Source organism: Mycobacterium sp. M23085, from assembly GCF_045343915.1.
Taxonomy (GTDB): domain Bacteria; phylum Actinomycetota; class Actinomycetes; order Mycobacteriales; family Mycobacteriaceae; genus Mycobacterium.
On sequence record NZ_CP174280.1, the window covers coordinates 1,480,506 to 1,493,759 of the forward strand.

9 protein-coding genes are annotated in these 13,254 nt (G+C 69.6%); 2 read left to right on the plus strand and 7 right to left on the minus strand.

Features of this window, described 5'->3' with window-relative positions:
- Positions 1-47 precede the first annotated feature (47 nt).
- From ACIUM1_RS06505 to ffh, 3 genes are read right to left on the minus strand one after another with little or no spacing between them, the layout of a single operon-like run.
- Positions 48-1,694 carry a serine/threonine-protein kinase gene (locus tag ACIUM1_RS06505; protein WP_406816412.1) on the minus strand — a complete coding sequence of 549 codons (1,647 nt, stop codon included), beginning with the start codon at positions 1,692-1,694 and terminating at the stop codon, positions 48-50.
- 37 nt (positions 1,695-1,731) lie between these two features.
- A complete protein-coding gene (locus ACIUM1_RS06510) occupies positions 1,732-2,850 on the minus strand; it encodes an amidohydrolase family protein (RefSeq protein WP_406816413.1) in 1,119 nt (372 codons plus the stop codon).
- A 24-nt stretch (positions 2,851-2,874) separates the two neighbouring features.
- Positions 2,875-4,434, minus strand: coding sequence for a signal recognition particle protein (gene ffh / locus ACIUM1_RS06515; protein WP_406816414.1), 1,560 nt, complete (start codon positions 4,432-4,434; stop codon positions 2,875-2,877).
- Between the two features lie 171 nt (positions 4,435-4,605).
- On the opposite strand from ffh, the gene ACIUM1_RS06520 reads away from it, so the two are divergent.
- Positions 4,606-5,400: an alpha/beta hydrolase gene (locus tag ACIUM1_RS06520; protein WP_406816415.1), complete on the plus strand. Its 795-nt coding sequence runs from the start codon at positions 4,606-4,608 to the stop codon at positions 5,398-5,400.
- An 86-nt stretch (positions 5,401-5,486) separates the two neighbouring features.
- Positions 5,487-7,256, plus strand: coding sequence for a DEAD/DEAH box helicase (locus ACIUM1_RS06525; RefSeq protein WP_406816416.1), 1,770 nt, complete (start codon positions 5,487-5,489; stop codon positions 7,254-7,256).
- Between the two features lie 75 nt (positions 7,257-7,331).
- Here ACIUM1_RS06525 and ACIUM1_RS06530 read toward each other — a convergent pair whose 3' ends face one another.
- The 4 genes from ACIUM1_RS06530 to ftsY form a co-directional block, all read right to left on the minus strand.
- A complete protein-coding gene (locus ACIUM1_RS06530) occupies positions 7,332-9,827 on the minus strand; it encodes a [protein-PII] uridylyltransferase (protein WP_406816417.1) in 2,496 nt (831 codons plus the stop codon).
- Positions 9,828-9,872: 45 nt separating this feature from the next.
- Positions 9,873-10,211, minus strand: a complete 339-nt coding sequence (gene glnB / locus ACIUM1_RS06535; protein ID WP_003878721.1) for a nitrogen regulatory protein P-II — start codon at positions 10,209-10,211, stop codon at positions 9,873-9,875.
- Entirely contained in the window at positions 10,208-11,629 is a 1,422-nt protein-coding gene (locus tag ACIUM1_RS06540; RefSeq protein WP_406817559.1) for an ammonium transporter, read from the minus strand. Before ACIUM1_RS06540 ends, glnB begins: the two co-directional genes overlap by 4 nt.
- Before the next feature lie 159 nt (positions 11,630-11,788).
- Positions 11,789-13,153: a signal recognition particle-docking protein FtsY gene (ftsY, locus tag ACIUM1_RS06545; RefSeq protein ID WP_406816418.1), complete on the minus strand. Its 1,365-nt coding sequence runs from the start codon at positions 13,151-13,153 to the stop codon at positions 11,789-11,791.
- Positions 13,154-13,254 lie beyond the last annotated feature (101 nt).

Below are 13,254 nucleotides of genomic sequence, written 5' to 3' on the forward strand. Positions count from 1 at the left end.
GACCCGACACGCCGGTGCAAGGGCTGCCGGCTTATTCAGGTCACCGATCAGTTCTGCGGCCGAAACGGCGCCGCCGTCGGCGCGGCGCTGGGCGCGTGCCGCTCCGGGCTGGGCGGACCCGAGCCAGGCTCCGGCACGGCCACGGCCGGCGGCACCTCGCCGGTCCGGCTCGCCACCGTGGGCACCCGGATCACGCCCGACCGCTGGCCGCATTCATCCGTTTGCACGGTGACGGTCTCCTCGCCGACGAACTCGCCGTTGGGCTGCGGCCGCAGCGCGAGGACCATGGTCGTGCCCTGCGTGAACTGCGATCCGTCCGGCGCCACGCACGGGAAGTTGAGATGCACCGGCGTCGACTGCCACTCGCCGTCCGTGTATTTCATGAAGAGGGATCCCCCACCGGGTGACATCCCTTGCGTGTGGTCGTCGTCGTCGAGCTGCGTCGCGGCCGCGGAGCAGCCTTCTGGCTTGCACGACGACCGGAACGCCCACCACGTTCTGACGTCCGGCGGCTGCGGATCGGCGACGTCGTTGTAGGTCTGCTGGGTGCGCTCGGCCTCGATGCGGTAGCTCCCGTCCAGGGGGGCCGGCGGGGCCGGCGGGGGCGCCGGGGTGGTCGGTATCGGAGCGGCGACCTGCTTAGGTGTCGTACCGGTGTGGCGCCCGATGGCGATGCCCGCAACAAGCGCCCCGGCGACGAGCGCCACCACCGCGGCGCCCAACAAGACCGTTCGCGGCCTGCGCTTGCGGGGCACGTCCGGTTCGTCCGGTGCCGTGGCCGCGACGTCCTCCGGGCCTGCCGCGGTGTCCTGCACGTCGGCGTCTGGCTCCGGATCGGAATCGGGTTCGGGGCGTTCATCCGCCGGCAGGCCCGCCAGTTCGCTTGCCGCCTGGGCAAAGTCGTGACACGTTTCGAATCGGTCTTCGGGTCGTTCGGCGAGCGCCTTGGCAAAGACGCTGTCCAAGTGTGCCAGCTCGGGGCGCTGATCGCTGAGGCGCGGCAGCTTGCCGTCGCGGTGCCGGCGCAGCGCGGCCACGGGGTCGGCAAGCGCAACCGGCGGCGCGCCGGTCAACAAATGAAATGCGGTGGCAGCCAACGAGTATTGGTCGGCGCGCCCGTCGACGTCGTCGCCACTCAACTGTTCCGGCGCCGCGTAAGCCACAGTGACGTGCGGCGCGCCGTCGGCTGCCTGCGCACGTTGCCCGGCTATGCCGAAGTCGCTCAACAGGATTCGTTGTTTCCCGCCGTCACGATCGGTAAGCATGATGTTGGCCGGTTTCACATCGCCATGCGTCAGCCCGCGCAGATGGGCGTAATCGAGGGCGCCGGCGATCGCGGTGACCATGGCCAGCACCTCGACGGCCGGCGAAACAGCCGGGAACCGGTCGGTGATGAGCTGGGCGGCGCTGGTGCCGTCGATGTATTCCATCGCGATGTAGAGCCGCCCGTCGAACTGGCCGCGCTCGTGCACCTCGACGATGTGGCGGTAGTGCAGGTTGACGACGATTGGCGTCTCCTCCCGGAACCGTGCCGCGAAGTCGGTGTCCGCCGACAGTTCGCGGGACAGCACCTTCAACGCCTGCCGGCGCATCGACCCGGGCTCCTGGACGAGGTAGACCTCACCCGTCACTCCTGAACCCAGCTCTCGCGATACCAGGTAGCCGGCAAAGCTCGCGCCGCTTGGCAACGACATTCGGCGATCCTATCCGCCCGCGCGCAGCGGCGCGCGGCTAAGCGGCCGGGCGAAACGTCTTGCCGCGCAGGATCACCAGATCGGGTCGATTCAGGACCGCGGCGCCCGTGCGCGGGTCGCTGGCGTAGCACAGCAAGTCCGCCGAGGCGCCGTGATCGAGCCCAGGGCGGCCGAGCCAGCGCCGCGCGTCCCAGCAGGCCGCGCCCAGCGCCTGCGTCGGGTTCATCCCGATGCTTTTGAGCGCCTCGACCTCGTCGGCGATGCGGCCGGGCGCGACCATGGTGCCGGCGTCGCTGCCGGCGTAGATCGGCACGCCCGCTTCGCGGGCCGCCGCGATCCGTGTCAGGCCGCGCGCGTGCAGGTCACGCATGTGCGCGGCGTAGGCCGGATACTTCGCGGCGGCGTCGGCGATCCCGGGGAAGTTCTCGATGATGTTGACCAGCGTCGGGACCAGGACGGTGCCGTGCTCGACCATCAGCTCGATGGTGTCGTCGGTCAACCCGGTGCCGTGCTCGATGCAGTCGATGCCGGCGTTGATCAGGCCGGGCAGCGCGTCCTCACTGAAGACGTGCGCGGTGACCCGGGCGCCATGGGCGTGCGCGGTCTCGATGGCCGCCTTGAGCACGTCGTCGGACCACAGCGGGGCCAGATCCCCGACGCTGCGGTCGATCCAGTCGCCGACCAGCTTGATCCAGCCGTCACCGCGCCGGGCCTCCTGCGCCACCGCCTCGGGCAGTTGCCATTCGTCTTCCAGCTCGCGGGAGAAGCCGGCCGCATAGCGCTTGGGTCTGGCCAGGTGTTTGCCGGCCCGGATGATGCGGGGCAGGTCGTCGCGGTCGTCGAGGCTGCGGGTGTCGGTGGGCGAGCCGCAGTCGCGCAACAGCAGCGCGCCGACGTCGCGTTCGATCTCGGCCTGGGCGATCGCGTCGTCCAGCGGGATCTCGCCGTGATCACCAAGGCCGACGTGGCAGTGCGCGTCGACCAGCCCGGGCACGATCCAGCCGCCGTCGAAGACGGTATCGGCGCCCGCGACCGGCTCGGCGCTGATCCGGCCGTCGACGATCCACAGTTCGATCTCGGTTTCGTCGGGCAGCCCCACGCCCCGCACGTGCATGCGCACCGGGCGGCTAATTCTGATGGTGACGACCCGCTTCACCCGGCGCCGCCGCGCTCGCGATCGTCACGACTTCTTGCCCGGGAATTTCAGCTTGGACAGGTCGAAGTCGGCCAAGCCGGGCGGCAGCTCGTTGAGGCCTTCGGGCATCTGCGAGAGGTCGGGGAATCCGGCCGGCATGCCCTGCATGAGCGGGTTGCGGGCCTTCGGCGGTGTCGGGCCGCGTGCGCCCTTCTTGCCCTTCTTGCCCGCCTTGCCCTTGGCTCCCTTGGACTTTCGCGTCGCCGACTTGCGGCCCAATCCGGGGATGCCCATGCCGCCGAGCATCGACGACATCATCTTGCGGGCCTCGAAAAAGCGGTCGACCAGCTGGTTGACCTCGGCCACCGTGACGCCCGAACCGTTGGCGATGCGCAGCCGCCGCGACGCGTTGATGATCTTCGGGTCGGCACGCTCGGCGGGGGTCATGCCCCGAATGATGGCCTGCAGACGGTCGAGCTGGCGGTCGTCGACCTGGGCCAGCGCGTCCTTCATCTGGCCGGCGCCGGGCAGCATGCCCAGCAGGTTGCCGATCGGCCCCATTTTGCGGATGGCCAGCATCTGCTCCAGGAAGTCCTCCAGCGTGAGCTCACCGCTGCCGATCTTGACGGCGGCCGCCTCGGCCTGTTCGGCGTCGAAGACCTGCTCGGCCTGCTCGATCAGGCTCAGCACGTCGCCCATGCCCAGGATGCGGCTGGACATCCGGTCGGGGTGGAAGACGTCGAAGTCTTCCAGCTTCTCGCCGGTGGAGGCGAAAAGGATTGGTACGCCGGTCACCTCGCGGACCGAGAGCGCCGCACCACCGCGGGCGTCACCGTCGAGCTTGGTCAGCACCACACCGGTGAAGCCGACGCCCTCGCGGAACGCCTCCGCGGTGGTGACGGCGTCCTGGCCGATCATCGCGTCGAGCACGAACAGGACTTCGTCGGGATTGATGGCGTCGCGGATGGCGGCGGCCTGGGCCATCAGCTCGTCGTCGATGCCCAGCCGGCCGGCGGTGTCGACGATGACCACGTCGAAATGCTTGGCCTGCGCCTCGGCGAGTCCGGCCGCCGCGACCGCGACGGGGTCGCCGGGCCCGGATTCGGGGGACGCACCGGGGTGCGGCGCGAAGACGGGAACGCCGGCGCGCTCACCGACGACCTGCAGCTGGTTCACCGCGGCCGGGCGCTGCAGGTCGCACGCCACCAGCAGCGGGGTGTGGCCCTGTCCGCGCAGCCAGGCGGCCAGCTTGCCGGCCAGCGACGTCTTGCCGGAACCCTGCAGACCGGCGAGCATCACCACGGTCGGCGGCGTCTTGGCGAACGCCAGCTGACGGGTCTGTCCGCCCAGGATGCCGATGAGTTCTTCGTTGACGATCTTGACGACCTGCTGCGCCGGGTTGAGGGCACCGGACACCTCGGCGCCCTTGGCGCGGTCCTTGATCCGGGTGACGAAGGCGCGCACCACAGGCAGCGACACGTCAGCTTCCAGCAGCGCCAGCCGGATTTCCCGGGTGGTGGCCTCGATATCAGCGTCGGTCAATCGACCCTTGCCGCGCAGCCCGGCAAGGGCACCGGTCAATCGGTCGGACAGCGATTCAAACACCCCGCCAGCCTAGTGGTAGCCCGGCGGGGCGGAGGCGCGGCTATCGACCGCGACACTGAAACTACGCACACGACACGCCGGTAACGGTGTGCGTGATTTCACTCTCGCCGAGCCGGTGACTGGGCTTGAATGGTCGGGCGAACAAAACCGCCGCCGAACGAGGTCAGGCTCATGCTCGAGGTGATCGCCAAGGGATCGTGCAGCGAAGCGCATCCGGTGCCGCTGCTCTTCGTGCACGGCGGCTGGCACGGCGCGTGGTGCTGGGAACACTTTCTGGACTTCTTCGCCGACGCCGGCTACCGCGCGGTCGCGATGAGCCTGCGCGGACACGGCGCCAGCCCCACGGCCAAGCCGCTGCCGAAGGTGTCCATCGCCGACTACATCGACGACGTCCGTTCGGTGGCCGACGACCTGGGCGGCGGTCCGGTCCTGGTGGGCCATTCGCTGGGCGGCTTCGTGATCCAGCGCTACCTGGAAGATCGCCGCGCCCCGGCCGCGGTGCTGGTGGGATCCGTGCCGCCGCAGGGCGTGCTCACGATGGCGTTGCGGGTGTGGCGCCGCCGACCGTCGATGACGGTGGAGTCGTGGAGCGATCCCACGCTGCTGAGATTCCTCGCCACCCCGGCGCTGGCCCGCGAGTATCTGTTCTGCTCCGATACGCCCGAGGACGTGGTGGAATCCTGCCGGCAACGCGCCGGGGCCGAGAGTGTCCGCGCCGCCATGACCGACCCGATCGTCCGCCGCGTCAGGACCAAGCGGGTGACCACGCCGATCCTGGTGCTGGGCGCCGAGTACGACGGCTTCGTCAGCGTCCGCGAGGTGCGCAACACGGCGCGCGCCTACCGGACCGAGCCGGAATTCTTCCCCATGGGCCACAACATGATGCTGGAACCGGGCTGGGCCGACGTTGCCGGACGCATCCACGAATGGCTGCAGACCCGCGAAACGGTCAGCCCGACACGATAGCCAGTCGAGTCATTACTGCGCCGAAAAGCGTTGGCGTGCTAGATTTCACAGCCGCGGCTCAATCGAGTCGGCCGCGTCGACGAGCAATGAACGGGGGGCCTGTGTCGGTGCCGCTCAGCAGCATCCGGGCGCAGGCCGACAGCGATCCCAGCGACACCGGCGTGCTGCGTGGCTGGCAGCGCAGGGCGCTGGTCAAGTACCTCGCCGGCCAGCCGCGCGATTTCCTGGCGGTGGCCACCCCGGGCTCAGGGAAAACGACCTTTGCCCTGCGGGTGGCGGCCGAACTGCTCGGCCAGCGGGCCGTCGAGCACGTCACCGTCGTGGTGCCCACCGAGCACCTGAAGGTGCAGTGGGCGCAGGCCGCGCAGCGCTACGGCCTGGCCCTGGACCCGAAGTTCTCCAACAGCAACGCGCGGATCGCGCCGGAGTATCACGGTGTGATGGTCACCTACGCGCAGGTCGCCGCGCACCCGACGTTGCATCGGGTGCGCACCGAGCAGCGCAAGACGCTGGTCATCTTCGACGAGATCCACCACGGCGGCGACGCCAAGACATGGGGCGACGCCATCCGCGAGGCCTTCGGCGACGCGACCCGCCGGCTCGCCCTGACGGGGACGCCTTTCCGTAGCGACGACAGCCCCATCCCGTTCGTGACCTACGAGGCCGGTCCCGACGGGATACGGCGCTCGCAGGCCGACCACACCTACGGGTACACCGACGCGCTCGCCGACGGCGTGGTCCGGCCGGTGGTCTTCCTGGCCTACTCCGGGGAGGCGCGGTGGCGTGACAGCGCCGGCGAGGAGCACGCGGCCCGCCTCGGCGAGCCGCTGTCGGCCGAGCAGACCGCGCGCGCGTGGCGCACGGCGCTGGACCCGGCCGGCGAATGGATGCCCGCGGTGATCACCGCCGCGGATCTGCGGCTGCGCCAGCTACGCACGCACATACCCGATGCCGGCGGCATGATCATCGCCTCGGATCAGACCGCCGCGCGCGCCTACGCCACCCTGCTGGCGAAGCTGACCGGCGAGGCGCCGACGCTGGTGCTCTCTGACGACCCGGGATCGTCGGCGCGGATCAGCGAATTCGCCGCGAGCACCAGCCGCTGGCTGGTCGCGGTGCGCATGGTCTCCGAAGGTGTCGACGTGCCGCGGCTGTCGGTGGGCATCTACGCCACCAGCGCCTCGACGCCGCTGTTCTTCGCACAGGCCATCGGCCGGTTCGTCCGGTCGCGCCGACCGGGTGAGATCGCGAGCATCTTCGTGCCCTCGGTGCCGAACCTGCTGCAGCTGGCGAGCGAGCTGGAGGCGCAGCGCAACCACGTGCTCGGCGAGCCGCACCGCGTCTCCGAGGGCGACCCGCTGGAGGACGATCCCGCCACCAAGACCCAGGACGAGAAGGGCGACCTCGACAAGGGATTCACCTCGCTGGGCGCCGACGCCGAACTCGATCAGCTCATCTTCGACGGATCGTCGTTCGGCACCGCCGCCCCGGCCGGCAGCGACGAGGAGGCCGACTACCTAGGCATCCCGGGCCTGCTCGACGCCGAGCAGATGCGTGCGCTGCTGCACCAGCGTCAGGACGAGCAGCTGCAGAAGCGGGCCCAACTGCAGAAAGAAGGCGGGCCGCTGTCGGCCGTCGCCACCCCGCCGGCCACCGTGCACGGCCAGCTTCGGGAGCTGCGCCGCGAGCTGAACACCCTGGTGTCGATCGCCCATCACCGCACCGGCAAGCCACACGGCTGGATCCACAACGAGCTGCGCCGCCGCTGCGGTGGTCCCCCGATCGCCGCGGCCAGCCGTGAACAACTGCGGGCGCGCATCGATGCGGTGCGGCAGCTCAACGCGGAGCATTCGTGACCGCTGTGCGCCATCGGGCCTAGCGGCGATCGCGAGCGCGGCGTAGCCGGGCGAAGCAGATCGCCGCCATCGGACCTAGTCGGCGATGGGCTCCTCGAGCACCTCGACCGCGGGGCCGCCCAATACGGCAAGCAGACTCTGCTCGACCGCGTCCCGTGCGCCGTGCTCGGCGTCGCCGGCCGCCTCGGCCGCTTCGGCCGCTTCGGCCGACACCGTCACACAGAAGACATCGGCCGCCGTCGACCCGAAGGTGTTGACCTTCGCCCAGACGATGTCGGTGCCCGCCCGTTCCAGCGCGCGGGTGAGCAGCGCGAGCAGCCCGAGGCGATCCATGGCGCGGACTTCGACGATCAACTGATCGGGTGAACCCGAATCCACCCACAGGATGCGGGGCGGGGCGGTCGACCGCGTGACGGGCACCCCGACCTGAACTTCGCCGGCCCGGCTGGTCGCCGCGCTGACGGCGTCGCTGTCACGCTTTTCCAGCGTGGCCAGCACGTCGACGTCGCCGCCCAGCGCTCCGGTGAACTGCTGGCGCAACAGGCCCGCTTCCGGTGGTGAACCGAACAGCGGCGACACCGCGAACTCGACGATCGCGTAGTTGTCGTGGGTGCTGGCCGACGCCGAGTGGATGCGCAGCGAGTTCAGCGCCAGCACCGCCCCGGCCTTCGACACGAGACCGCGCTGATCGGGTGCGGCCATCACCACGTTCAGGCGCTCACCGCCGCTGGGCTTGATGTCGACATATACGCTGCGATCGTCGGCCAGCGAAAGGTATTGCGGCGCAGCGATTTCGGCCTTGGGTAGCGGTTCCCCTGCCATCACCAGCCGGCAGCGCCGGACCAGGTCCTCGATTAGGGACGCCTTCCATTCGCTCCACACTCCGGGACCGGTCGATTTGGAATCCGCCTCGGTCAGCGCGTGCAGGACTTCGAGTAACAGCGCGTCGCCGCTCAGCGCCTTTACCACGCGCTCAATGGTTTTGGGGTCGTTGAGGTCGCTGCGGGTGGCCACCATCGGCAGCAGCAGGTGGTGGCGGACCAACTGAGCGAGCAGCTCGACCTCGACCACCGGGAGGCCCAGCCTCGGGCCGATCTCCAGTGCCAGACCCGCGCCGAGCACGCTGTGGTCGACGCCGCGGCCTTTGCCGATGTCGTGCAGCAACGCACCGAGCGCCAGCAGGTCGGGTCGCGCCACCCGGGTGGCCAGTGGCGCGGCGTTGACGGCCGTCTCGATGACGTGCCGGTCCACTGTCCATTTGTGCGCGACGTCGCGCGGCGGCAGGTCGCGGATGGCGTCCCATTCCGGCAGCAGCCGGCCCCACAGCCCGGTGCGGTCGAGCGCTTCGATCGTCGCCACCGTAGTCGGTCCCGCGGACAGCACAACGAGCAAGTCGTCCAACGACTCTCGCGGCCACGGCACCGGCATCTCCGGTGCACTGGCGGCCAGCCGGCTCAACGTGGCGGCGCCGATCGGCAGCCCGGTACCGGCCGATGCGGCAGCCACGCGCAACACCAGACCAGCGTCGGTGTCCGGACGGGCGTCGCGGGCGAGCACGATTTCTCCGGCATATTCGACGACGCCCTCGTCCAGCGGACGGCGCTTGGGCCGTCGCACCAGGGCCGTCACCCCGCGGCGCGGCAGCGCGTTCTCGGCGGTCCGGATGCCGGTCTCGGTGTGGTAGGCGATGGTGCGCCCCGCGTCGGATAGCTTGCGCGCCAAGTCAAACCGGTCTCCGATGTGCAGAGCGGCGCTGATCTCGTCGGCGTATTGGGCCTGCAGCTGGTCACGTCCGCGTCCCGACACCCGGTGCAGCTCGGTGCGCACGTCGAGCAGCGTCAGGTGGGCGTCGTCGAGGGAGCCCCCGGGTGATTCCGGACGGGCCATGCCGCGTCGGTCGATCAGCTGGGCCACGCCCAGCGCGTCGAGCAGTTGCACATCGCGAAGTCCGCCTTGGCCCGATTTCAGGTCCGGCTCGGCCCGCTGCGCGATGCGGCCACATCGTTCCCAGCGGGCCTGCGTCATTTCGACGAGCTCGTTCATTCGGGAGCGAATTGCAGTGCGCCACTGGCGTCGTGCGCCGGCCACCAGTTCGTCGGACAGTCGCGCATCACCGGCGATGTGGCGGGCGTCGAGCATGCCGAGGGCCGCGATCATGTCGGTGTTGGCGACACCGAGCGCCCCGGAGACGGTCCGCACGCTGTGGTCGAGCCGAACGTTGGCGTCCCACAGCGGATACCACAAACTATCGGCGACCTTACCCAGCACGTCGTCGGACTTGTTGTCGTGCAACAGCATCAGATCAAGATCGGAATATGGCAACAGCTCGTGGCGGCCCAACCCGCCGATCCCGACGATCGCGAAGCCGCTGTCGTCGGCGATCCCGATCTCGGCCGCCTTGGCCATCAACCATGATTCGTGCAGATCCAGCCAGGCGTGCCGCAACTCGGCGGCGTGCAGCTTGCTGCCCTCAGACAACAGTTGGCGCCGCGAGGCAGCCAAATCGACTGCCCCGCAAGCGCTTTCTGTCCCCGCTAGGTGGCCGGGCAAGTCGGGGTCCCTCGGGGTCATGCCCTCCCCGGCCCGCCCGGTCGAATCAGCAATTGACAGCGAATGTCATAGCGCATCGGTTCCGCGCTCGCCGGTGCGCACCCGCACAATGGTCTCCACGGGACTCACCCACACCTTGCCGTCACCAATCTTGCCGGTGCGCGCCGCCCGGACGATGCTGTCCACCACCTTGTCGACGATGGAGTCGTCGACGACGACCTCGATGCGCACCTTGGGCACGAAGTCGACCGAGTATTCGGCGCCCCGGTAGACCTCGGTGTGGCCCTTCTGCCGTCCGTAGCCCTGGATTTCGCTGACCGTCATTCCCAGGACGCCGGCGTCCTCGAGGCTGGTCTTCACGTCATCGAGGGTGAACGGCTTTACAATCGCGGTGATCAGCTTCATGACTGCTCTGCCTCCACTTTGTCGCCCACTCGCTCCTCCTCCAGGCCGTTGCGGGTATCCGCCACAGCGACCCGGGTCGGCAGGACCGAACCGGTAGCCACGGCGAAATCGTAACCACTCTCGGCGTGTTCGGCCTCGTCGATGCCCGCGGCTTCCGCCTCCGGGTTGAGACGAAGCCCGATGGTGTACTTCAGGATCAACGCCAGGATCAGCGTAACCACCCCAGAGTAGATGAGGACGCTGAACGCGCCGACTGCCTGCCGCTCGAGCTGAGACCAGCCGCCGCCGTAGAACAATCCCTTGGATACGCCGGTGACGCCGTTGATGGCCGGGCTCTCCGGCGCGGCAAGCAGGCCCACCAGCAGGGTGCCGGCCAGACCGCCGACCAGGTGCACCCCGACCACGTCGAGTGAGTCGTCGAAGCCCAACCTGAATTTCAGGCCGACCGCCAGCGCGCACACCACGCCGGCCACCAGGCCCACCACCAGCGCGCCCAGCACGTTGACGGACGAGCACGACGGCGTGATGGCGACCAGGCCCGCGACGATGCCGGACGCCGCGCCCAGCGTCGTCGCCTTACCGTCGCGGATGCGCTCGGTGAGCATCCAGCCCAGCATCGCGGTGGCCGTCGCGACCGTGGTGGTCATGAAGGTCGATCCGGCGACACCGTTGGAGCTGGTGGCCGATCCGGCGTTGAACCCGTACCAACCGAACCACAGCAGTCCGGCGCCCAGCATCACGAACGGCAGGTTGTGCGGCCGGAACAACGTGGTCGGCCAGCCGCGGCGCTTGCCCAGCACGATCGCCAGCATCAGGCCCGCCACACCGGAATTGATGTGCACCGCGGTCCCGCCGGCGAAGTCGATCGCGTGCAGCTTGTTGGCGATCCAGCCGCCCTTCTCGGAGGCGAAGCCGTCGAACGCGAAAACCCAGTGGGCGACCGGGAAGTAGACGAACGTGGCCCACAGAGCGGCGAACACCAGCCAGGCGCCGAACTTCAGCCGATCCGACACCGCGCCGGAGATCAGGGCGACGGTGATGATCGCGAACATCAGCTGGAACGCCACGAATACGGTGGCAGGCAGGGTGCCCGCCAGCGGGATATCCGTTGCCGCAACGCCTTTGCTTGGATCGGCGGCCACCGCGTTGACGCCGATGAGGCCCTTCAGGCCCCAAAACGAGCTCGGCTTGCCGACGACGCCGCCGCCGGCGTCGTCACCGAACGCGATCGAATAGCCGTAGAGCACCCACAGCACGGTGACCACGCCCATGGCGCTGATGCTCATCATGAGCATGTTCAGCACGCTTCGGGCGCGCACCATACCGCCGTAGAAAAACGCCAGGCCCGGCGTCATCAACAGCACCAGTGCGGAACTGGCCAACATCCAGGCGGTATCGCCGGTATTGGGCTGGCCCATTATCGGGTATGTCACTCGCAATCTCCTCCGGTCGGCCCACCAACTGGCCACCAGACACTCGCCTGATGACCTGTTCGAAAACATTGCGAGATGGTTGTTTCGGCGATGGTGCCGCCGTGTTTCGGCGGGATTAACGTCCCGCTCGCCGTGTAAGGAGTTTCAGCCGAGCAGCGCGTCGACGAAAGCGGCCGGTTCGAACGGCGCGAGGTCGTCGGGGCCCTCCCCCAGCCCGACGAGCTTGACCGGCACGCCTAGCTCCTGCTGGACCCGAAAGACGATGCCGCCCTTCGCCGTTCCGTCCAGTTTCGTCAGCACCGCGCCGGTGATCTCGACCACCTCGGCGAACACCCTGGCTTGGGCCAGCCCGTTCTGCCCGATGGTGGCGTCGAGCACCAGCAACACCTCGTCGACCGCGGCCCGCCGTGTTACGACCCGTTTAACTTTGTCGAGCTCGTCCATCAGCCCGACTTTGGTGTGCAGCCGGCCCGCGGTGTCGATGAGCACCACGTCCGCGCCCGCGGCGATGCCCTTGTCGACGGCGTCGAACGCCACCGAGGCCGGGTCGGCGCCTTCGGCCCCGCGCACCACTTCCGCCCCCACCCGCGACGCCCAGGTCTGCAGCTGATCGGCCGCCGCGGCGCGGAACGTGTCGGCGGCGCCCAGCACCACCCGCCGCCCGTCGGCGACCAGGACTCGGGCCAGCTTGCCGACAGTTGTGGTCTTGCCGGTGCCGTTCACGCCGACGATCAGCAGGACCGAGGGATGGTCGGCGTGCGGCAGCGCCCGGATCGACCGGTCCATGCCGGGCTGCAGCTCCTTGATCAGCACGTCACGCAGCACGGCCTTCGCGTCGGCCTCGGTGCGCACGTCGCTGCTGGCCAGTCGGGTGCGCAACTCGGCGATCACCGATTCGGCGACCACCGGGCCCAGGTCGGCGATCAGCAACGTGTCCTCCACGTCCTGCCAGGCCTCCTCGTCCAGGTCGCCGCCGCCGATCAGGCCGAGCACGCTGCGCCCGAGCGCGTTCTGCGACCTGGCCAGTCGGCCGCGCAGCCGCTCCAGCCGGCCCTCGGCGGGCGCGATCTCCTCGATCTCGGGGGCCGCCGGGGCCTCGGGGGCCGCGGCTTGCGGGGGCTGAACGTCTACTGGGGGCGGGGGTTGAACGTCTGCTGGGGGCGGGGGCTGAACATCTACTGGGGGCGGGGGCGCCGGGGCCTCGGGCTGGGGGGCGGGTTCGGGGAGTTCGACCTCGGAAATGCTGCGTCGCGGCGCGTCGCGCGGAATGGCCGCGTCGTCGCCTACCGCGGGCAGCCCGGTGGTGTCGAGCCGGTCGGCTGTGGTGGTCTGGCTGAAGGTGATGCCCGAGGAGGCGGTGTAGCCGCCGGAACGGTCGATCGCGCCGGGCTCGGCCCGGGTCGAGAAGCTGATCCGGCGCCGCCGGTACCGCAGCAGGCCCAGGACCAGCGCGATGATGACGATCAGGGCAGCGACGACCGCGAGGGCGATCCAAACACCTTGGGACACCCTGACATTGTTCCAGGGACAGCGTGGCCGCCCCGCTTCGCCCGGCTACGCCGCGCTCGCGACCGGCGCTAGTCGCACGGCGCCGGCCCGCTTCGCCCGGC